The 19,931-nt window shown below is 69.4% G+C and carries 21 protein-coding genes and 1 tRNA gene; 15 read left to right on the top strand and 7 right to left on the bottom strand.

The window, feature by feature from the left end:
* The first annotated feature begins 4 nt into the window (after positions 1-4).
* Positions 5-490 (top strand): MaoC family dehydratase, encoded by a 486-nt coding sequence (locus WFJ97_RS02680; protein WP_336640386.1) that lies wholly within the window; start codon positions 5-7, stop codon positions 488-490.
* Complete coding sequence (locus tag WFJ97_RS02675; protein ID WP_336640385.1) at positions 487-1,293, top strand: HpcH/HpaI aldolase/citrate lyase family protein; 807 nt, start codon at positions 487-489, stop codon at positions 1,291-1,293. Before WFJ97_RS02680 ends, WFJ97_RS02675 begins: the two co-directional genes overlap by 4 nt.
* Positions 1,294-1,318: 25 nt before the next feature.
* On the opposite strand, the gene WFJ97_RS02670 is transcribed toward WFJ97_RS02675, so the two are convergent.
* Positions 1,319-1,906, bottom strand: a complete 588-nt coding sequence (locus WFJ97_RS02670; protein WP_247622516.1) for a histidine phosphatase family protein — start codon at positions 1,904-1,906, stop codon at positions 1,319-1,321.
* Positions 1,903-2,742 carry a Sir2 family NAD-dependent protein deacetylase gene (locus WFJ97_RS02665; protein ID WP_247622515.1) on the bottom strand — a complete coding sequence of 280 codons (840 nt, stop codon included), beginning with the start codon at positions 2,740-2,742 and terminating at the stop codon, positions 1,903-1,905. The genes WFJ97_RS02670 and WFJ97_RS02665 overlap by 4 nt, the downstream gene beginning before the upstream one ends.
* 83 nt (positions 2,743-2,825) lie before the next feature.
* Here WFJ97_RS02665 and WFJ97_RS02660 point away from each other — a divergent pair, with 83 nt between their 5' ends.
* Entirely contained in the window at positions 2,826-3,635 is an 810-nt protein-coding gene (locus tag WFJ97_RS02660; RefSeq protein WP_247632241.1) for a TrmH family RNA methyltransferase, read from the top strand.
* Here WFJ97_RS02660 and WFJ97_RS02655 read toward each other — a convergent pair.
* Both WFJ97_RS02655 and WFJ97_RS02650 read right to left on the bottom strand, forming a co-directional pair.
* Positions 3,632-4,198, bottom strand: coding sequence for an AAA family ATPase (locus tag WFJ97_RS02655; RefSeq protein WP_336640384.1), 567 nt, complete (start codon positions 4,196-4,198; stop codon positions 3,632-3,634). The genes WFJ97_RS02660 and WFJ97_RS02655 overlap by 4 nt on opposite strands.
* A 5-nt stretch (positions 4,199-4,203) precedes the next feature.
* Positions 4,204-5,031 (bottom strand): SGNH/GDSL hydrolase family protein, encoded by an 828-nt coding sequence (locus WFJ97_RS02650; RefSeq protein WP_247622512.1) that lies wholly within the window; start codon positions 5,029-5,031, stop codon positions 4,204-4,206.
* A gap of 125 nt (positions 5,032-5,156) precedes the next feature.
* Between WFJ97_RS02650 and WFJ97_RS02645 the strand changes: the two genes are divergently transcribed.
* Together WFJ97_RS02645 and WFJ97_RS02640 are read left to right on the top strand one after the other, a co-directional pair.
* Entirely contained in the window at positions 5,157-6,899 is a 1,743-nt protein-coding gene (locus tag WFJ97_RS02645) for a DEAD/DEAH box helicase (protein ID WP_336640383.1), read from the top strand.
* Positions 6,900-7,003: 104 nt separating this feature from the next.
* Entirely contained in the window at positions 7,004-8,098 is a 1,095-nt protein-coding gene (locus WFJ97_RS02640) for a VIT1/CCC1 transporter family protein (protein WP_336640382.1), read from the top strand.
* On the opposite strand, the gene WFJ97_RS02635 is transcribed toward WFJ97_RS02640, so the two are convergent.
* Both WFJ97_RS02635 and WFJ97_RS02630 read right to left on the bottom strand, forming a co-directional pair.
* A complete protein-coding gene (locus tag WFJ97_RS02635; RefSeq protein ID WP_336640381.1) occupies positions 8,095-8,328 on the bottom strand; it encodes a hypothetical protein in 234 nt (77 codons plus the stop codon). The two genes, WFJ97_RS02640 and WFJ97_RS02635, sit on opposite strands and share 4 nt — an antisense overlap.
* Positions 8,329-8,434: 106 nt before the next feature.
* Positions 8,435-8,517, bottom strand: a tRNA-Leu gene (locus tag WFJ97_RS02630).
* 112 nt (positions 8,518-8,629) lie between these two features.
* On the opposite strand from WFJ97_RS02630, the gene WFJ97_RS02625 reads away from it, so the two are divergent.
* Positions 8,630-9,925, top strand: coding sequence for a M20/M25/M40 family metallo-hydrolase (locus tag WFJ97_RS02625; protein ID WP_336640380.1), 1,296 nt, complete (start codon positions 8,630-8,632; stop codon positions 9,923-9,925).
* Between the two features lie 45 nt (positions 9,926-9,970).
* A complete protein-coding gene (locus tag WFJ97_RS02620) occupies positions 9,971-10,795 on the top strand; it encodes an undecaprenyl-diphosphate phosphatase (protein ID WP_336640379.1) in 825 nt (274 codons plus the stop codon).
* A gap of 12 nt (positions 10,796-10,807) precedes the next feature.
* Here WFJ97_RS02620 and WFJ97_RS02615 read toward each other — a convergent pair whose 3' ends face one another.
* A complete protein-coding gene (locus WFJ97_RS02615; protein WP_336640378.1) occupies positions 10,808-11,656 on the bottom strand; it encodes a PAC2 family protein in 849 nt (282 codons plus the stop codon).
* Between the two features lie 91 nt (positions 11,657-11,747).
* On the opposite strand from WFJ97_RS02615, the gene WFJ97_RS02610 reads away from it, so the two are divergent.
* The 8 genes from WFJ97_RS02610 to WFJ97_RS02575 are packed head-to-tail and all read left to right on the top strand — an operon-like array spanning position 11,748 to position 19,927.
* Positions 11,748-12,431 (top strand): HAD family hydrolase, encoded by a 684-nt coding sequence (locus WFJ97_RS02610; RefSeq protein ID WP_336640377.1) that lies wholly within the window; start codon positions 11,748-11,750, stop codon positions 12,429-12,431.
* The gene (locus tag WFJ97_RS02605; RefSeq protein WP_336640376.1) at positions 12,428-13,447 is read left to right on the top strand and encodes a tRNA (adenine-N1)-methyltransferase; all 1,020 of its coding nucleotides are present in this window, start codon (positions 12,428-12,430) and stop codon (positions 13,445-13,447) included. Before WFJ97_RS02610 ends, WFJ97_RS02605 begins: the two co-directional genes overlap by 4 nt.
* A 10-nt stretch (positions 13,448-13,457) precedes the next feature.
* Positions 13,458-14,390, top strand: coding sequence for a hypothetical protein (locus WFJ97_RS02600; RefSeq protein ID WP_336640375.1), 933 nt, complete (start codon positions 13,458-13,460; stop codon positions 14,388-14,390).
* On the top strand, positions 14,390-15,382 hold the full coding sequence (locus WFJ97_RS02595; protein WP_336640374.1) for a helix-turn-helix transcriptional regulator: 993 nt from the start codon (positions 14,390-14,392) through the stop codon (positions 15,380-15,382). Before WFJ97_RS02600 ends, WFJ97_RS02595 begins: the two co-directional genes overlap by 1 nt.
* Positions 15,379-16,398 carry a helix-turn-helix transcriptional regulator gene (locus tag WFJ97_RS02590; protein ID WP_336640373.1) on the top strand — a complete coding sequence of 340 codons (1,020 nt, stop codon included), beginning with the start codon at positions 15,379-15,381 and terminating at the stop codon, positions 16,396-16,398. The genes WFJ97_RS02595 and WFJ97_RS02590 overlap by 4 nt, the downstream gene beginning before the upstream one ends.
* 2 nt (positions 16,399-16,400) lie before the next feature.
* Positions 16,401-16,640: a twin-arginine translocase TatA/TatE family subunit gene (gene tatA, locus WFJ97_RS02585; RefSeq protein WP_247622496.1), complete on the top strand. Its 240-nt coding sequence runs from the start codon at positions 16,401-16,403 to the stop codon at positions 16,638-16,640.
* Between the two features lie 57 nt (positions 16,641-16,697).
* Complete coding sequence (gene tatC, locus WFJ97_RS02580) at positions 16,698-17,456, top strand: twin-arginine translocase subunit TatC (protein ID WP_247633975.1); 759 nt, start codon at positions 16,698-16,700, stop codon at positions 17,454-17,456.
* Entirely contained in the window at positions 17,453-19,927 is a 2,475-nt protein-coding gene (locus WFJ97_RS02575; RefSeq protein ID WP_336640372.1) for a DEAD/DEAH box helicase, read from the top strand. The genes tatC and WFJ97_RS02575 overlap by 4 nt, the downstream gene beginning before the upstream one ends.
* Positions 19,928-19,931: the final 4 nt, after the last annotated feature.

Genomic DNA, 19,931 nt, shown 5'->3' with positions numbered 1-19,931 from the left:
GGGCATGAGCGCGCAGGAGATCGTCCAGAGGGGCCTGTACTTCGAGGAGTTCGAACTCGAGACCCGCTATCTGCACCGCCCGGGTCGCACGGCCACCGAGGCCGACAACGTGCTGTTCACGACCCTCACGATGAACACGCAGGCCCTGCACCTCGATGCGGCGTTCGCCGAGGCGCAGGAGCCCTTCCACGACCGCCTCATGAACTCGATGTGGACGCTCTCGACGATGGTCGGCGCGTCGGTCGCCCAGCTGACGCAGGGCACGCTCGTCGCACAGCTCGGACTCGGCGACATCCGCTTCCCGCATCCGCTCTTCGTGGGCGACACCCTGTACACCGAGAGCGTCGTGACCGGCATGCGGCCCTCGTCGTCGCGTCCGACCCAGGGGATCGTGGAGATCGCCCACACCGGCCGCAACCAGGACGGCACGATCGTCGCGACCGCCACCCGCTCGGTGCTCGTGCGCCGCCGGCCCGAGGAGACCTCATGACCTTCGACCGGGGACCCGCGCTCCTGTTCTGCCCGGCGGATCGTCCGGAGAGATTCGCGAAAGCGGCGGAACGGGCGGATGCCGTCATCCTCGATCTCGAGGACGCCGTGCTCCCGGCGGCGAAGGCGTCCGCGCGTGAGAACGTGCGGACGGCCGCCCTCGATCCGGCGCGCGTCATCGTGCGCGTCAACGCGCCGGGCAGTGCGGAGTTCGCCGCCGATCTGGCCGCCGTGGCTGCCTCGCCGTTCCGGACGGTCATGGTCGCGAAGACGGAGGAGCCGTCGACGCTCGACGTCTTCGACACGGACTACGCCGTGATCGCTCTCTGCGAGACCGCCCGAGGGGTGCAGGCTGCCGAGAGCATCGCCGAGCACGAGCGGGTCGTCGCCCTCATGTGGGGTGCGGAGGATCTGGTCGCCTCGCTCGGCGGCACATCGAGCCGTCGTCCGGACGGCACGTACCGCGACGTCGCCCGGTACGCGCGTACGCGGGTCCTGCTCTCCGCCGGCGCGCACGGCAAGGGTGCGATCGACGCCGTGCAAGTCGACATCGACGACGTCGACGGCCTGGAGGAGGAGGCCTCGGATGCCGTCGCCTCCGGGTTCCGCGCGACCGCGTGCATCCACCCCTCGCAGGTGCCGGTGATCCGCGCGGCCTACCGTCCCGATCCGGCGAGCGTCGAGTGGGCGCGCGGAGTGCTCGCGGCGGCCGAGGAGGAGCGGGGGGTCTTCCGATTCGAGGGCCGGATGATCGACGAACCGGTGCTGCGGCACGCGCGGTCGATCGTCGCGCGGGCGAACTGAGCGGGCACGCGCCTGCCCACGCACCTCAGAGCAGAACGGTCTCTTCGAGCAGGCGCAGCGAACCCGGGGACGCCTCGAACCGCGTTGCGGAGCCGTTGCGGATGATGTCGCCGACGCGGGGGAGCGTGCCTCCCGAGACGTGGTCGATCAGAGAGCGGATCACGCCACCGTGCGCGACCACGATGACGGACTCCGCAAGGGGAGCCGAACGGCGACGCGCATCGAGGGCGATCCGATCGAGCGCCCTGAGCGCTCGATCAGCCACGCCCTGGAGCGTCTCGGCGCCGGGGACCTCGGCGTCCCAGTCGCCGTAGGTCTCGAGGTAGTCGGCGACGAGCATGCCCTCGCCCTCGCCGAACTCGCGCTCGCGCAGATCCGCATCGAGTGCGGGAGCGTCGAGTCCGAGTTCCGCCGCGATGATCTCCGCCGTCTCATGGGCTCGCTTCAGTGGGCTCGCGTAGATGGTGTGGTGCACGCCGTCCGCGAGCTGTTCCGCCGCCCATCGGGCATCGGCCCGGCCGGTGTCGTTCAGCGGGATGTCGGTCGATCCCTGGATACGGCGGGCCAGGTTCCAGTCGGTCTGGCCGTGGCGGACGAGGGTGAGCAGAGTCACGAGAGAAGCTCCTGCAGGGCGGGGAGCACGTCGCTGGTGCCGGCGGCGATGGTGACATCGGCCCAGGCATCCGCGCGGGTCGGCTCGCGGTTGACGATGATCAGGGGGATGCTGCGGCGGCGCGCGCGCTCGACGAGCCGCACGCCGGAGTTCACGACGAGCGAGGAGCCGGCGACGATCATCGCCGTGCTCGACCGCAGCAGGGACTCCGCGGCGCGGAAGCGGTCCTGCGGAACGTACTCGCCGAAGAACACGACATCGGGTTTGAGCATGCCGTCGCAGACGGTGCATCGGGGGATCACGAAACCCTCGATGCTCTCGGGGAGAACATCGCCGTCCGGCGCGAGCGGCACGTTCTCCGGCACCGTGATCCAGGGGTTGAGTTCTTCGATCTGCCCGGCGACGTCGCGGCGGTCGAAGACCTGTCCGCAGTGCAGGCACAGCACGCGGCGCATCGTGCCGTGCACCTCGATCACGTGCGAACTCCCGGCTCGCAGGTGCAGACCGTCGACGTTCTGCGTGATCACACCGCTGACGACGCCGGCGGACTCCATCTCCGCGAGCGCACGGTGCCCCGGGTTCGGATCGGCGCGGGCGAACGCGCGCCATCCGAGATGACCGCCGACCCAGTACCGACGCCGCGCGGCCTCGTCGCCGAGGTAGGTCTGGATCGTCATCGGGTTGCTCCGCGGCGTGGCGCCCTCGCCGCGATAGGCGGGGATCCCCGAGTCCGTCGAGACGCCCGCGCCCGTGAGGAGGGCGATGCGTCGACCTCGCAGGAGGTCGGCCGCCTTCTCGATGCGGAGCCGGAGCTCGTCGTCTGCGATCGTGGTCACTGATCCTCCCCGTGTGATTCTACGGGGCCGGCCGATGCCCGGCTCCCTCGAGGCATGGCCCGCGCATGGGAAGGTGGGAGTCTATGGACATCCTGCACATCGACTCGTCGACGGACCCGCGACTCGACGAATACCGGTCGCTCACCGACACGGCCCTGCGGAGCATCCGGGAACCGGCCGGCGGGCTGTACATCGCCGAGTCGTCGAAGGTGATCGAGCGCGCGATCCGTGCGGGGCATTCGCCGAGGTCGGTGCTGGTGCAGGAGCGGCGGCTCGACGGCATCCGCAGCATCGTCGCCGGGTTCGACGTGCCCGTGTACGTGGTGCCCGACGACGTCGCCGAGGCGGTCACCGGGTTCGCCGTCCATCGCGGGGCGATCGCGTCGATGCACCGTCCGCCCCTGCCGTCGGTCGCCGAGACCCTGGGCGAGCAGAAGAGCGCTCGGTCGCGCATCGCGATCCTCGAGGGGCTCGCCGACCACACGAACATCGGGGCGCTGTTCCGGTCGGCCGCGGCGCTCGGCGTCGACGCTATCCTCATCTCGCCGGACTGCTCGGACCCGCTGTACCGCCGCGCGGTGCGCGTCTCGATGGGCACCGTGTTCCAGGTGCCCTGGACGCGGATCCCGGAGTGGCCCGCGGGTATCCATGAACTGCAGGACGCCGGCTACGTCGTCGCGGGCATGACGCTGGGCGAGGGAGCGATCACTCTCGACGACCTCGTCGCCGAGGATCATGACAGGCTCGCGCTGGTGTTCGGTACCGAGGGCCATGGCATCACGCCCGCCACCGACGCGATCCTCGACCGCCGGGTGACGATCCCGATGATGGGGGGCGTGGATTCCCTCAACGTGGCCGCCGCATCGGCGGTCGCTTTCTACGCGACCCGTTAGCCGAGGCCCGAAGCGCTGTCGAGGGCGCCCACCGCAGCCGCGAGCGCGGTGAGCCGAGCCTCCCGATCCCCGGTGAGCTCGATGACCGTCGCGCGATCTCCGCGCAGGTCGCGATCGTCGTAGATCTCGAGGAGAGCGGCATCCATCGCGGAGCGCAGCGCGGGATCCTCCTCGTCGTGCACCCAGATGCGGTCGTGCGCGTTCAACGGCAGGAGTGCCACCAGATCGACGTTCTGCATCGCGTCGGAGATCATCGCCTCGGCGCGCTCGAGGACCTCGGACGGCACGCTTCCGCGGCCCAGATCCTCCCAGGCCCGAAGGTAGGCGAGGAAGTCGAGCGGGCCGCGCTCCGCGATTACGTGCTCGTCCGCGCGGAGCGCGACGAGCCGTCGGGCGCTGATCGTCAGCTGGGCGAGGAATGTCGCCGGCCCGGGATCGTCCTGCCCCTCACCGAGCACCTCGAACGGATCGGGGAGATGATCGACGCCCGGATGGAGGCCGAGGAAGTCCGCGATCAGAGTGCTCTTGCCGCTCGCATGCGTGCCGGAGACGACGATGCTCACGGGTGTCAGTGGCTATCGGGGAAGATGATCGGCGACGGCTCCGGGCGCTTCGCCGCGATGTGGTCTCCGGAGGACTGGTGGCGCAACCGGCGCAGGACCCAGGGCACCAGGTGTTCGCGCGCCCAGCCGAGGTCTTCGCCCCGGGCCTCGCGCCACGTGCGGATCGGCAGCGGTTCCGGCTGCAGCGACTCGAGATCGTTCGGCACGTTCAGCGCGCGCAGCACCATGCGCGCGACCTCGTGGTGACCGAGGGAGTTGTAGTGCAGGCGGTCGTCGTCGAAGAACCGCATGTCCTGCACGACCTTCAGAGCCCACTGATCGGCCACGATGCAGTCGTGTCGCTCGGCGATCGCGCGGACGTTCTCGTTGTAGATCGCGACCTTGCCTCGGAACCCGCGGAACACCGGCGTGAACGCGGTGTCGACGCCCGTGAAGAGGAGCACCGCCGCGCCGGTGGAGGCGAGCCGGGTGACGGCATCCTCCAGCTGTGCCGCGATCGCATCGGGATCGGTTCCGGGGCGGATGACGTCGTTGCCGCCGGCGCAGATCGACACCAGATCGGGGTGCAGCGCGACGGCCGGCTCGATCTGGTCGTGCACGATCTGGGAGATGAGCTTGCCGCGGACCGCGAGGTTCGCGTAGGCGAAGTCGTCGACCTGCGCGGCGAGCACCTCGGCGACACGGTCGGCCCAGCCGCGATGGCCCCCGGGGTTCGTGGGATCGGGGTCGCCGATGCCCTCGGTGAAGGAATCCCCGATGGCCACGAAACGACGCCACGGGTGCACCGACTCGTTGGGGACGTAGGGGGTCCGGGTCGAATCCTGGTCTGTCATCCAGCTCTCCTTCGCGAACGCGCGCGGCTCGACGATCGCGGCTGCGCAGTGACCGAGCCTACTCCGCCGGGCGCGTCGGGGAGGGGCGCGCGCCGATGTCCGACGGAGCGATTATCGTTGAGCCGATGCTCTCTCCGTCCTTCCCACAGCGCGCCCCCTGGGGAACCGCGAACAAGCTGCGCGCCTGGCAGCAGGAGGCGCTCGAACAGTACTTCGCCGCCGACCAGAGGGACTTCCTCGTGGCCGCGACGCCGGGCGCCGGAAAGACCACCTTCGCCCTCACTCTCGCGGTCGAACTCATGCGTACGGGCGAGGTCAATCGCATCATCGTCGTCGCCCCCACCGAGCACCTCAAGACGCAGTGGGCCGATGCCGCGGCGCGGGTGCACATCCGCCTCGACCCGCGCTTCCGCAACAGCGACTGGGCGCCGGCACGGCACTATCACGGAGCGGTCGTGACCTACGCGCAGGTCGCGGCGAAGTCGTCCGTGCACCGGCATCTGACCGAAGACGCCAAGACGCTGGTGATCCTCGACGAGGTGCACCACGGCGGCGACGCGCTGAGTTGGGGCGATGCGATCCGCGACGCCTACGGCCCCGCGAAGCGGCGGCTCCTGCTCTCCGGCACGCCGTTCCGCAGCGACACCGCACCGATCCCGTTCGTGGAGTACCACCCCGACGAATCCGGTGCGCGCATCTCTCGCACCGACTACAACTACGGCTACGGCCGCGCCCTCGCCGACGGTGTCGTGCGTCCCGTGCTCTTCCACATGTACGCGGGCAAGATGCGCTGGCGTACGACGTCGGGCGACGAGCTCGAGACGCACCTCGGGCAGGACAACACCAAGGACGTCACCTCGCAGGCCTGGCGCACGGCGCTCGATCCCGAGGGCGAGTGGATGCCGGCGGTGCTCTCCGCCGCCGATCGCCGCCTCACCGAGATCCGTCACCACGTGCCGGATGCGGGTGGTCTGGTGCTCGCGACCGATCAGACGGTCGCCCGTGCCTACGCCAAGATCCTGCACAGCATCACCGGACAGCAGGCGACGATCGTGCTCTCCGACGACGCCACCGCCTCGGAGCGCATCGAGAAGTTCAGCGCGGGCGAGCAGCGCTGGATGGTGGCCGTCCGGATGGTGTCGGAGGGCGTCGACGTGCCGCGCCTCGCGGTCGGCGTGTATGCGACCTCGTCGTCGACGCCGCTGTTCTTCGCGCAGGCGATCGGTCGATTCGTGCGCGCGCGTCGTCGGGGCGAGGCGGCCAGCGTCTTCCTCCCGCAGGTACCCGTGCTCATGGGCCTCGCGAACGAGATGGACAAGCAGCGCGACCACGCGCTCGACCGGCAGTCGAAGGATGACGACGGCCTCGAGGACTCCCTGCTCGAGAGCGCCAACCGCGAGGAGGAGACCTCCGACGCGCTCACTCAGGAGTTCAGCTATCAGGCGCTGTCGTCCGTCGCGCACTTCGACCGGGTCGTCTTCGAGGGCCAGGAGTTCGGGCAGTTGGCCGAGCCCGGCACCCCCGAAGAAGAGGAGTTCATCGGGTTCCCCGGCCTCCTCGAGCCCGAGCACGTGCACGAGCTGCTCATGCAGCGACAGTCTCGGCAATCGCGGCTGCGCGAGGCGCGTGAAGCCTCGGCCGGCCCGACCGAGACGACGACCCTCCCGCCGCCTCTGCACCGCACCCTCAAGGAGCAGCGTCAGCTCCTCAACAGCCTGGTCGGTCTCTACGCACGGCAGAAGGGCGAACCGCACGGCGCGGTGCATGCCGAGCTGCGCCGGATCTGCGGGGGGCCGGCGGTCGCGCAGGCCACCGTCACCCAGTTGCAGTCCCGGATCGAGATCCTCCGCAAGCGCGTACGCTCCTGAGCGCTTCGGATCCCCGAAATGCTGGCAATCCCGGCGTCGGCTGCGTTCGCACGCCTTCCCGCGGATAGCGTGGAACGGTTGTCCACGCACCCGAGGAGTCAGACATGACCGCTCCGCTCGCCGCCGAACCCACGGCCGCCGACCGTCGCCGCTGGGCGCGCTACCTCGTGGAGGAGCGCGCCGAGGGAACGGTGTATCAGCGTCTCGCGGCGCGCCGGATGGGGGAGGAGCGCGACATCCTGCTGCGCCTCGCCGATGCCGAACGGCGCCACGAGCAGCACTGGCTCGACCTCCTCGGCGGGGAACCGGCTCGCCTGCCCCGCGCCGGAGTCCGCTCGCGGCTGCTGGGATGGATGGCCGGGCGCTTCGGCTCGATTTTCGTGCTCGCACTCGCGCAGAGCGCCGAGGCGCGGTCGCCCTATGACGCCGAGCAGTATGCGACTCCGGCCATGCGTGCCGACGAGAAGGTGCACTCCGAGGTGGTGCGCGGTCTCGCCGCCCGTGGTCGCCGCCGTCTGTCGGGGTCGTTCCGAGCCGCGGTGTTCGGTGCCAACGACGGACTCGTCAGCAACCTCGCGCTGGTGCTGGGCATCGGGGCGACCGGAGTCAGTTCCGGGTTCGTGCTCTTCAGCGGGATCGCCGGTCTCCTCGCGGGCGCGCTGTCGATGGGGGCGGGGGAGTTCGTCTCCGTGCGGTCCCAGCGCGAGCTCCTCGCGGCGACCGAGGCGAACGAGGATGCCGCGGCATCCGCTCACGATCTCGACATCGACGAGAACGAACTCGCCCTGGTGTATCGCGCCCGTGGGGCGGACCCGGAGGAGGCCCTCGCGAAGGCGCGCCGCATCGTGACGGCGGCCCAGGCGGGGGTGCGGCGCACGGCGACCGGGCCCATTCGCACCCACGGCGACGTGCACGAGGTCGTCGGCAGCGACTGGACCGCCGCGATCTCGAGCTTCCTGCTGTTCGCCTCCGGAGCGATCATTCCGGTGCTCCCGTGGATCTTCGGTCTGCAGGGTGCCGCCGCCGTCATCCTCGCGCTCGTGCTGGTGGGCGTCGCGCTGCTGAGCACGGGTGCCATGGTCGGCATCCTCTCGGGAGGACCGCCGCTGCGCCGGGCCCTGCGCCAACTGGCGATCGGGTTCGGCGCCGCGGCGATCACGTATCTGCTCGGTCTGCTGTTCGGCGTGGGCGCGGTCTAGGACGCGTCGCCGTCGCCCTGGGCGCCACGGGTCGGAGCGTCGCCGCCGGGCATCCCGCCGCCCTGACCGCCGCCGGGCTGGCCGCCCATCCCGCTCGTGCCGCCCTCTCCGGCCGTCACGGTGGTCGTGGATCCATCGACGACCACGTCGTAGCTGTCGCCGCTCACGATCCCGGCACCCGAGTACACGACCGTGGCGAAGGCCTTCGAGGCGGTGTACTCGGCGACCACCGTCGCCGGATATGCGGCGCAGCGCGCTTTCGTGTTCGCCCACGGACGGCGCGAGGGGGCAAGCAAAAAGCCCCGGCGGATCCAGGGGATCCACCGGGGCCATCTGTGCGCGGAGGGGGACTTGAACCCCCACGCCCTTACGGGCACTACGACCTCAACGTAGCGCGTCTACCATTCCGCCACCCGCGCAGGTTTTGGATGATCGTTGCCGACCGAAGAATGACATTACCACCTTCTGGGGTCGGCCTCGAATCGGGCGTGACGCCCGGGCGTGGCACGCGCTTTCGATAGCCTGGTTCGCATGACCGAACCCTCCCTTCCCGAGGTCGCGCGCATCGCGAGCGAGCTGATCCGCTTCGACACCTCGAACTTCGGCGGCGGCAACGCGAAGGGGGAGCGTGAGGCCGCGGAGTACGTGGGTGCGTACCTGGCAGAACTCGGGCTCGAGGTCGAGTACTACGAGCCCGTCCCGCGCCGCACGAACGTGATGGCACGGGTGCCGGGTCGCGACCGCTCGCTGCCGGCGCTCGTCGTGCACGGGCACCTCGACGTGGTCCCCGCCATGGCGGAGGACTGGACGGTCGATCCCTTCGCCGGGATCGTGCAGGACGGGATGCTGTGGGGGCGCGGCGCCGTCGACATGAAGAACATGAACGCGATGATCCTCACGGCTGTCGCCGACATCCTCCGCGCGGGCGAGATGCCGGCGCGCGACCTCGTCCTCGCGTTCTTCGCCGACGAGGAGAACGGTGGCGTCGAGGGATCGGCGCTCGTCGTGCGCGACCGCCCCGAATGGTTCGCCGGTGCGGCGACCGCGATCAGCGAGGTCGGCGGATACTCGATCACGGTCGACGACCGTCGGGCCTACCTGTTGCAGGTGGGCGAAAAGGCGCTGATCTGGATCCGGCTGGTCGCGAAGGGACGGGCGGGCCACGGCAGTCGTCTGCACGACGACAACGCGATCACGGCGCTGGCCGAGGCCGTCGCGGCGATCGGTCGCACGCGCTGGCCGATCCGGCTCACGCCGACCACCACCGCGCTCCTCGAGGGACTGAGCGCACTCACCGGGCGCAGCGCCGACGATCCGGACGCCCTGGCCTCGGCCGCCGGTCCCGCCGAGGCGTTCCTGCGATCGTCGTTCCGGACGACGACGAATCCCACCGGCCTCACCGCCGGGTACAAGCACAACGTCATCCCGGAGCGCGCCGAAGCGCTCATCGACGTGCGGGTGATCCCCGGCACCGAGGACGAGGTGCTGGCCGAGCTCCAGCAGATCGTCGGCGACGACATCGTGATCGAGACCGTGGTCCGTGACATCGGTATGGAGACCCCGTTCGAGGGCGAGCTCGTCGAGGCCATGGTCGCGAGCATCGGTCGGCACGATCCGGGTGTGCCCGTCATCCCGTATCTGCTGGGGGCCGGAACCGACAACAAGGCGCTGTCGACCCTCGGGATCACCGGATACGGGTTCGCGCCGCTCCGGCTGCCCGCAGATCTCGATTTCACAGGCATGTTCCACGGAGTCGACGAGCGTGTGCCCGTAGACTCGCTTGTCTTCGGTCAGCGGGTGCTGGCCGATCTGCTGCGCACGTACTGAGCGCTCCCGCCGGCTCCGTGCCGCCGTCGACCCTGAAGGCCCTCCATGCATCTCTTCGAAGCGCTCATCCTCGGTATCGTCCAGGGGCTGACCGAGTTCCTGCCGATCTCCTCCAGCGCCCACCTGCGCATCGTCGGATCGTTCCTGCCCTCGGGCGAGGACCCGGGTGCGGCGTTCACCGCGATCACCCAGATCGGCACCGAGGCGGCCGTGGTGGTGTTCTTCTGGCGCGACATCGTCCGCATCGTCACGCAGTGGTTCCGGTCGCTCGTCGGCAAAGCCCCGCGCACCGATCCCGACGCGCGGATGGGCTGGATGATCATCATCGGCAGCATCCCGATCGTCATCCTGGGCCTGTTCTTCCAGGATCAGATCGAGAGCGTGTTCCGCTCGCTCTGGGTGGTCGCGATCATGCTGATCGTGTTCGGCATCCTGCTCGGCATCGCCGATCATGTCGGAGCGAAGAAGCGCACGCTGAACCAGCTCACCTACCCGCACGGTGTCGCCTACGGATTCGCCCAGGCCCTCGCCCTCGTCCCGGGCGTCTCGCGCTCGGGCGGAACGATCACGATGGGGCTCTTCCTCGGCTACGAGCGCGCCGCGGCGGCCCGCTACGCGTTCCTCCTGGCGATCCCCGCCGTCTTCGGCAGCGGCTTCTACCAGCTGGCGAAGAGCTGGAACGAACCGGCGTTCTTCTCGCTCGGCGACACGCTGGCGGCCACCGGTATCGCCTTCGTCGTCGCCCTCGGGGTCATCGCGTTCTTCATGAGCTGGATCTCGAAGCGCAGCTTCCTGCCGTTCGTGATCTACCGCATCCTGCTGGGCACGGTGATCCTGGTCCTGCTCGCCACCGGAGCGATCGCCGCCTGAGCGCAGACGCGCTCAGCGCTTGTGGTCGCCCGGACCGTCACCGCGCCGACGCAGGTACTTCTCGAACTCCTGGGCGATCGCATCGCCCGACGCCTCCGGCGAGTCCCATGTGTCGCGGGTGCGCTCGAGCTGGCGGATGTACTCGGTCATCTCCTCGTCGTCCGCCGCGGCCGCGTCGATGGATGCCTCCCACGCGGCGGCCTCCGTGCGCAGTGCATCGCGCGGCACCGACACCCCGGTGAGCTCTTCCAGGCGATCGAGCAGGGCGAGGGTCACCTTCGGAGACGGCGTCGCGTTCGCGACGTAGTGCGGCACGCTCGCCCACAGGGTCGCCGTCGGGATGCCGGCCGACTCGGCGTAGTGCTCGATCACGCTCAGGATGCCGACGGGGCCCTCGTAGAGGGACTTCTCGAGTCCGAGCTCCTCGCGCGCCTGCTCGTTCTGGCTGGCCGCGAAGATCGAGATCGGCCGGGAGTGCGGCACATCGGCGAGCATCGCGCCGAGCATGATGAAGCCGCTCACGTCGTCGCGCAGCGCGACGTCGATGAACTCGGCGGCGAACGACTGCCAGGTGCGAGCCGGTTCGACTCCGGTGAGCAGCCAGAACTCGGGCCCCTCACTCGCGTCGCGCGGACGCCACAGCGTCGCTTCCGGCCACTTCAGGCGCCGACGGCCCTCGGTGTCGAGCTGGGTCGACGGACGCGTGTACTGGTAGTCGAAGTAGAGCTCGGGGTCGACGGTGTGCACGAGGTCGTACTCGCTCGTGGCGCGCAGGGCCGCGAGGGCACCGCTGGCCGCTTCACCCGCGTCGTTCCAGCCGTCGAAGGCGACGATCACGATGCGCGAACCGAGAACATCCATCGTGATCCCCTTTCGATCGAGTGACGGTGTCGTCTCCCCAGGCTAGTCGCGCTCGGAGGAAGACGGGTCCTGCGCCGGATAACATGGCTCGGTGAGCACACAGCCCCGCGCGGTCCTCTGGGACATGGATGGAACAGTCGTCGATACCGAGCCGTACTGGATGGCGGCCGAGACCCGGCTCGTCGAGTCCTTCGGCGGGACCTGGACCCACGAGGACGCGCTGCAGCTGGTCGGCAGCGGACTGATCGACAGCGCGATCATCCTGCAGAACGCGGGCGTGCGCATGGAGGCCGAGGCAATCGTCGCCCATCTGACCGATGAGGTGCAGAACCTTCTGCGCACCGAGGGAGTGCCCTTCCGCGCCGGCGCACGCGAGCTCCTGCTCGACCTGAAGCAGGCGGGGATCACGACCGCGCTCGTGACGATGTCGCTGCGACGGATGGCGCTGAGCGTCGTCGATCTCATCGACTTCCCGGCCTTCGATCTCGTCGTCGCCGGCGACGACGTCGACAACCCGAAGCCGCACCCGGAGCCGTACCTGCAGGCCGCCGCCCTGCTCGACATCGACATCACCGAAGCCATCGTGATCGAGGACTCGCCGACCGGTGTCCGTGCCGGGATCGCCTCCGGCGCCGTGACCCTCGGAGTCCCGCACATCGTGCCGCTCGACGACCTCGGTGCGCACGAGCTCTGGCCGACGCTCGACGGCCGCACCGCACACGACCTGGTCGACCTCCTCGACCGCCACTCCGCCACGACGGGAGCCACCCGATGACCGCCTCCGGCACGCACCGTCCGAGCGGCCCGTTCCGCGAGGGCGACCGCGTCCAGCTCACGGGTCCCAAGGGTCGACTGCACACCGTCACCCTCCGGGAGGACGGCGAGCTGCACACCCACCACGGGGTGCTGCGCCACCGCGATCTCATCGGCCTGCCCGACGGATCGGTGGCCGCGAACAGCTCGGGCCACGAGTATCTCGCGCTGCGCCCGCTGCTGAAGGACTTCGCGATGTCGATGCCGCGCGGCGCGGCGATCGTCTATCCGAAGGATGCCGCCCAGATCGTCATGCAGGCCGATGTCTTCCCCGGAGCGACGGTGGTCGAGGCCGGAGTGGGGTCGGGCGCCCTGTCGCTGTCGCTGCTTCGTGCGGTGGGGCCGGCGGGTAGGCTCGTATCGTTCGAGCGGCGAGAGGACTTCGCCGAGGTCGCCCGCGGCAACGTCGCGACCTTCTTCGGCGAGCAGCCGGACACCTGGAGCGTCGTCGTCGGCGATCTCGTCGAGCAGCTGCCCTCCGAGCTTCCCGCCGGATCCGTCGATCGCGTCGTGCTTGACATGCTGGCCCCGTGGGAGTGCATCGACGTCGTCGCCGACGCGCTCACGCCCGGGGGAGTGGTGCTCTGCTACATCGCGACCGCCACGCAGCTCTCGCGCGTCGCGGAGTACATCCGCAACACCGGACTGTTCACGGATCCGGACGCCTCGGAGACGATGGTGCGCGGCTGGCACGTCGAGGGCCTCGCGGTGCGTCCCGATCACCGGATGGTCGCGCACACCGGCTTCCTGCTGACCGCGCGTCGTCTGGCTCCGGGCACGGTCGCACCCTCCGTGAAGCGACGCGCCTCGAAGTCCAGCTACGGCGACGACGACGTGGAGCAGTGGACCCCCGGTGCCGTCGGCGATCGCGAGATCACCGACAAGAACCTGCGCAAGCGCGCCCGCGAGGCTGCGCGCGCCGCTGAGGGCGCGCGCATCGCGACGGCATCGCGCGAATCGGAGCACCCGACCGAATAGACTGGAGGGCGTGCGTAAAACGTCCGCCGTTCTGGCCACTCTCAGCCTCGCCGTCCTCGCTCTGACGGGGTGCACGGCTGCTCCGACCTTCGATGGCGCCGCGTGCGACCGCTCCGGCGGCTCGAGCGGTCTCGCCGATGCGGTGACCGTCGAGGGCGATCTCGGCGCCAAGCCGGATGTGAGCATCTACACGCCGCTGCACGTCGAGAAGTCGGCGGCGACGGACGTCGTCGTCGGCGACGGTCGTGCTGTTCAGAACGGTCAGCAGCCCTTCGTCTACGAGCTCACCCTCTTCAGTGGCGAGACGGGCGAAGAGGTCGCCGGCACTCCGTACGACCCCGCTCAGGGGCCGCTGACGAGCCTCGACATCCAGGGTGCGCGTTTCCCGGCTCTCGCAGACGCACTGAAGTGCGTCACCCAGGGGTCTCGCACGGTGGTCGCTCTGACCGCGGATGATGCCGGAGCGGAGGCACTGCAGAGCTTCGGTCTCGATGCCGACGACACGATGGTGTTCGTCGTCGACACCATCGACGTGCTCCTGCCGAAGGCCGAAGGCTCCCTGCAGTTCAACGATGCTCGCGGCATGCCGACCGTCGTCCGTGCTCCGGACGGCACTCCCGGCGTGATCATCCCCAACTCCGACGCACCGTCCTCTCTGGTCACGCAGACGCTCATCCTCGGTGAGGGCGACGACGTCGAAGCCGATCAGGTGCCGATCGTCCAGTACACCGCGCTCGGCTGGGACGACAAGACCGTGATGACGCAGACGTGGGGCAAGGCGGTCTCCACCGACCTGCAGCAGGTGGCACCGGCCGTGGCCCAGGAGCTGGTCGGCAAGCCCGTCGGCTCCCAGGTGCTCGTCGTGACTCCGGCTTCCGACTCGGCCCCCGCCGTCGTCTACGTCGTCGACATCCTGGGCGCCATCACGGTACCGACTCCGTGATGGCCGCCCGTATTCCCGCCGAGGAGCGCCTGACGAATCTCGTCGTGGCTCTCATGGCGACGGAGATCGGGCTCACGAAGCAGCAGATCCTCGACAACGTCTCCGGGTACCGCCAGCGCGCGGATGCCGGGACGCGGTCGGATGCCCTCGAGAAGATGTTCGAGCGCGATAAGGACGAACTCCGCTCGCTCGGTGTGCCCGTCGAGACGATCGGCGACGCCGCAGAACCGAACGATCTGCGTGAGGCGCGCTACCGGATTCCGCAGGCGGAGTACGACCTGCCGAGCGACATCGACTTCACGCCCGCCGAACTCGCCGTGCTGCGTCTCGCGGGCAGCGTGTGGAGCGCGGAATCCGCATCGGGCGATGCGCAGTCCGGTGTCCGGAAGATCCGCGCCCTCGGGATCGACGGTGACGAGCCGATCATCGGGTTCGCGCCGCGAATCACGGCGCGGGATGCCGCGTTCGGTCCGCTCCAGGAGGCGATCGAGAAGAGCCGGGTCGTCGCTTTCGACTACCTGAAGCCGGGGGAGGATGCTCCTCGTCGTCGCCGGGTCCAGCCGCTCGCGCTGGTGGACTACGAGGCGCGCTGGCACGTGTTCGGCATCGACATCGACGCCGCCGGCGACCGTACGTTCCTGCTCAGCCGCATCGTCGGGGATATGACGGTGACCGCGACGACCTTCGACCCCGTCCTGCGAGACGGAGCGGGTGACCGCGCGCTCGCGGGACTCGAGGAGGTGGCGTCCCAGAACTCCGCTCTGCTCGAGATCACTCCGGGTACGGAGGCGTCTCTGCGGCTCGGGCGGAGGGCGGTCCCGGCGGTCCAGGGCATCCGCGTCCCCTTCGTCGATGTCCACATCCTCGCCGACGAGCTCGCCTCGTACGGCCCCGAGGTGCGTGTGGTCGAGCCCGATGAGCTCCGCGACGCGGTGGTGTCGCGTCTCCGCGCGGTCGCCGAGGCCCACGCCGAACGGGAGGTCCGACGATGAGTGCGAAGAAGCCGTTGCTCGCCGGTGATCGGGTGCGTCTGTACCTGACCCTCGTGCCGTACCTTCTCGAACACGGACAGGTCTCCCTGGCCGAGGCATCAGCGGAGTTCGGCGTGACCCCGCGCGAGATGCGGGCGATGGTCGAGAAGCTGACCGTCATCGGCCTTCCCGGCGAAGCCGGTTTCTGGCAGCAGCCGCAGGAGATGTTCGACATCAACTGGGATCTGCTCGACCAGGAAGACGTCATCGAGATCACGAACGACGTCGCGCTGCGCCGTGTGCCGCGGTTCACGGCGCGCGAAGCCGCAGCACTGCTCGCCGGGCTGCAGATGGTCGCTGCGGTGCCCGCGATCTCGGACTCGGGGCTCGTCGCCGGACTCATCTCGAAGCTCTCCCGGGGAGCGGCCGACGCTCCCGCCGAGGTGGTCATCGCGCCCACGGCGGTCGACGAGGTGCGCGAGGCGGTGTCCCGTGGGGTGCAGGAGGGGCGCGCGATCTCGTTCACCTATCAGGCCCCCGACGCGCAGCCGACCACGCGCACGGTCGATCCGGTGCAGATCCTGATCACCAACGGCCAGTGGTATCTGCAGGGATGGTGTCATCTGCGTCAGGCGATGCGCACCTTCCACCTCGACCGGGTGAGCCGCCCGCAGCTGACCGACATCCCGATCACGCACGCGGGCGAGCACGTCCCCGAGGCCTTCGCCGAGGTGGCGGACGACCGCGAGGTCACCGTGCGCGTTCCCGAACGACTCGCTCCGCTCCTGGGCGGGCTTCTCTCCGCCGATGAGGTCGAGACCCTCGATGGCGTGGTCACGGCGCACCTGCACCTCGCAGATCCGCGCGGTATCAAGCGCATCGCGGCCCGTTTCGGGGGAGCGCTCGAGGTGCTCGAGCCGGGCATCGCGCGCGCGGCGACCCGGGAATGGGCGTCTGCGGGACTCGCGCTCTACCACCGCCCATCCACAGCACAGCCGGGTAGACTGGCCGAATCGCCCACCGACGACGGGAACTAGAGATGTTTGCTGGACTGCAGGGGTGGCACCTCCTGATCGTGCTCGCCGTGATCCTCCTCCTTTTCGGCGCGGCAAAGCTGCCCGCCCTCGCGAAGAGCGTCGGCCAGTCGGCCCGCGTCTTCAAGGGAGAGATGAAGGCGATGAAGGAAGAAGACGGTCCGGCGGCCGCGGAGAACGCGGCAGTGGACCCGACCACGGTGAAGAACTCGGGCTCAGAACCTGAGACTCCACCGCGCGCCTGACCGCTCGTGGCAGTGATGGACCCGGCCGCGAAGGCGAAGCCGGACCGCGACCGGCGGATGTCTCTCGGAGCGCACCTCGTCGAGTTGCGCCGCCGTCTGATGATCGCCGCCATCGCGCTGGTCGTCGGCATGGTGCTGGCGTTCATCGTCGCGGATCCGATCATCCACTTCATCACCGAGCCGATCCGTCTCATCACCGAGAAGCGGGGCGATGACTTCAGCGCCCTCAACTTCTCGACCGTGACCTCCGCGTTCGACATGCGCATGCGCATCGCCCTGTCGATCGGTCTCTTCGCCTCCGCGCCGGTCTGGCTGTGGCAGATCTGGGCGTTCATCATGCCCGGCCTCACGCGCAAAGAGGTGCGCTACACGGTCGGCTTCGTCGCGGCCGCCGTTCCGCTGTTCCTGGGCGGGTGCTACCTCGGCGTCATGATCATGCCGCACATCATCGAGCTGATGTGGAGCTTCACGCCGGAGGGCGGTACGAACTTCTACGCCGCCCAGGACTACTACGACTTCATCTTCAAACTGATGCTCGTGATCGGCGTCTCCTTCGTGCTGCCGGTCTTCCTCGTCGCACTGAACTTCGCCGGCATCATGTCGGGGCGCGCGATCCTCAAGGGATGGCGCGTCGCGATCATCATCGCCACGGTCTTCGCCGCCCTCGCGACGCCGGCTGCCGACGTGGTGAGCATGCTGATGCTCGCGGGCATCCTGATCGTCCTGTACTTCGCAGCCGCCGGTCTGTCGCTGCTGTTCGACCGGCGCAAGCGCAAGCAGGATGCGGCCGCCGGCCTCCTGCCGGACGCCGCATGAGTTCGCCGGCGGAGCGATACGCCGCCGCGCGACAGGCATCCGAGCACCCCGAGACCTCCGCGTTCGCCGCCCGCCAGCGCTTCGATCTCGACCCGTTCCAGCTCGAGGGCTGCCATGCGCTCGAGCGCGGGAACAGCGTCCTGGTCGCGGCGCCGACCGGGGCCGGTAAGACGATCGTGGGCGAGTTCGCGATCCATCTCGCGATGCAGACTCCGCGCGACAAGGCGTTCTACACGACGCCGATGAAGGCGCTCTCGAATCAGAAGTTCCGCGAGCTCGTCGACGTCTACGGAGCCGACGAGGTCGGGCTGCTCACCGGCGATACCAACATCAACGGCAACGCACGCATCGTGGTGATGACCACCGAGGTGCTGCGCAACATGATCTACGCCGACTCGGCGGCGCTGCGCGACCTCCGCTACGTCGTGATGGACGAGGTGCACTACCTCGCCGATCGATTCCGCGGCGCGGTGTGGGAAGAGGTCATCATCCACCTGCCGTCGCAGGTGCGTCTCGTCTCGCTGAGTGCGACGGTCTCGAACGCCGAGGAGTTCGGCGACTGGCTCGACACGGTGCGCGGCGACACCGAGGTGATCGTCTCGGAGATCCGCCCCGTGCCGCTGGAACAGCACGTGCTCGTGCGCGACGATCTGCTGCCGCTGTTCGACGACCGGGCGGGTGTGGCCACGGCTCAGGTGAACCAGGAGCTGATGCGCATCCGCTCGTTCACGGGCTCGCACTACGACAACAACCGTCGCGCGCAGTCCTACGTCAGCAATCGTCACGCCGGCCGACAGGCCAAGCGTCCTCCGCGCGGGGGCCAGCGTCCGGTACGTCCGTCGAACGCGCGCCGCATCGAGCGGATCGATCGCCCGGAGGTCATCCACCTCCTCGAACGCGCGAATCTGCTGCCGGCGATCTTCTTCATCTTCAGTCGCGTCGGCTGCGATGCCGCCGTCGCGCAGGTGCGCCGCTCGGGTATGCGTCTCACGTCGCAGGAGGAGCGCGCCGAGATCCGCGCGATCGTCGATGAGCGCACGCGCACGCTCCAGGAGGAGGACCTCGGCGTCCTCGGCTACTGGGAGTGGCTCGACAATCTCGAGCGCGGCGTGGCCTCGCACCACGCGGGCCTGCTGCCGGCGTTCAAGGAGGTCGTCGAAGAGCTCTACCAGCGCAAGCTCGTCAAGGTCGTCTTCGCGACCGAGACCCTCGCACTCGGCATCAACATGCCGGCGCGCACCGTCGTGCTCGAGAAGATGGAGAAGTTCAACGGCGAAGCCCGCGTCGCGATCACCTCGGGGGAGTACACGCAGCTCACCGGTCGCGCCGGGCGCCGCGGCATCGACGTCGAAGGCCACGCGGTGGTGCAGTGGACCGAGGGCATGGATCCGCAGGCCGTGGCCGCTCTCGCCTCGCGGCGCACCTACCCGCTGAACTCGAGCTTCCGGCCGACGTACAACATGGCCGTGAACCTCATCGACCTGTTCGGCAAGCCGCGGGCCCGCCAGATCCTGGAGTCGTCGTTCGCGCAGTTCCAGGCCGATCGCGCCGTGGTCGGTCTCGCCCGCCAGGTGCGCGAGGCCGAGGTGTCGCTCGCGGGCTACGAGAAGTCGATGTCGTGCGAGCACGGTGATTTCGTGGAGTACTCCACGATCCGTCGCGAGCTGAGCGACCTCGAGAAGAAGAACCGGCAAGACTCGGGAGCCCCGCGTTCGGCCCGCGACAAGCGGCTGAAGCGCATCCAGCAGCTCCGCACGAAGATGCAGCGGCACCCGTGCCACAATTGCCCGGATCGCGAAGCGCACGCCCGGTGGGCGGAGCGCTACTGGAAGCTGAAGCGTCAGACCGACCGCATCCGCCGTCAGATCGAGACCCGTACCGGAACGGTGGCCCGTGTCTTCGACCGCGTGGTCGAGGTGCTCGAGACGCTCGACTACCTGCGCTCCGACGGCGACGAGATGACGCTCACCGAGGCCGGCCGCACGATGCGGCGCATCTACGGCGAGCGGGATCTGCTCGTGGCCGAGTCGTTGCGCCAGGGGCTGTGGTCGGGCCTCGACGCGCCCTCGCTCGCGGCCATGGCCTGTTGCCTGGTCTACGAACCGCGGCGCGATGAGGCGAACTCGGGGGAGCGCGGTCTTCCGCGCGGCGCGTTCCGTGCCGCGTACGAGAAGACGACGGCGCTGTGGGCCGTCCTCGATGATCTGGAACAGGATCATCACCTTCCCGGTTCCGAGCCGCTCGCCGCCGGCCTCGCCGGGGCGATGCACTCCTGGGCTCGCGGCGGGATGCTGGATCGGGTGCTCGTCGATGCCGATATGGCGGCCGGCGACTTCGTTCGCTGGGCCAAGCAGACGATCGACCTCCTCGACCAGCTCTCGATCGTCGCCGAGGACGGAGCGCTCGCCCGCACGGCCCGCACGGCGCTCGACGGCGTGCGCCGCGGCATCGTCGCCTACTCCTCGATGTGACCGG

The sequence above is a fragment of the Microbacterium sp. USHLN272 genome, from assembly GCF_037149655.1.
Classification (GTDB): domain Bacteria; phylum Actinomycetota; class Actinomycetes; order Actinomycetales; family Microbacteriaceae; genus Microbacterium; species Microbacterium galbinum.
The sequence above is the reverse complement of the archived record's forward strand: the minus strand, read 5'-3'. Positions and strand labels throughout refer to the sequence as shown.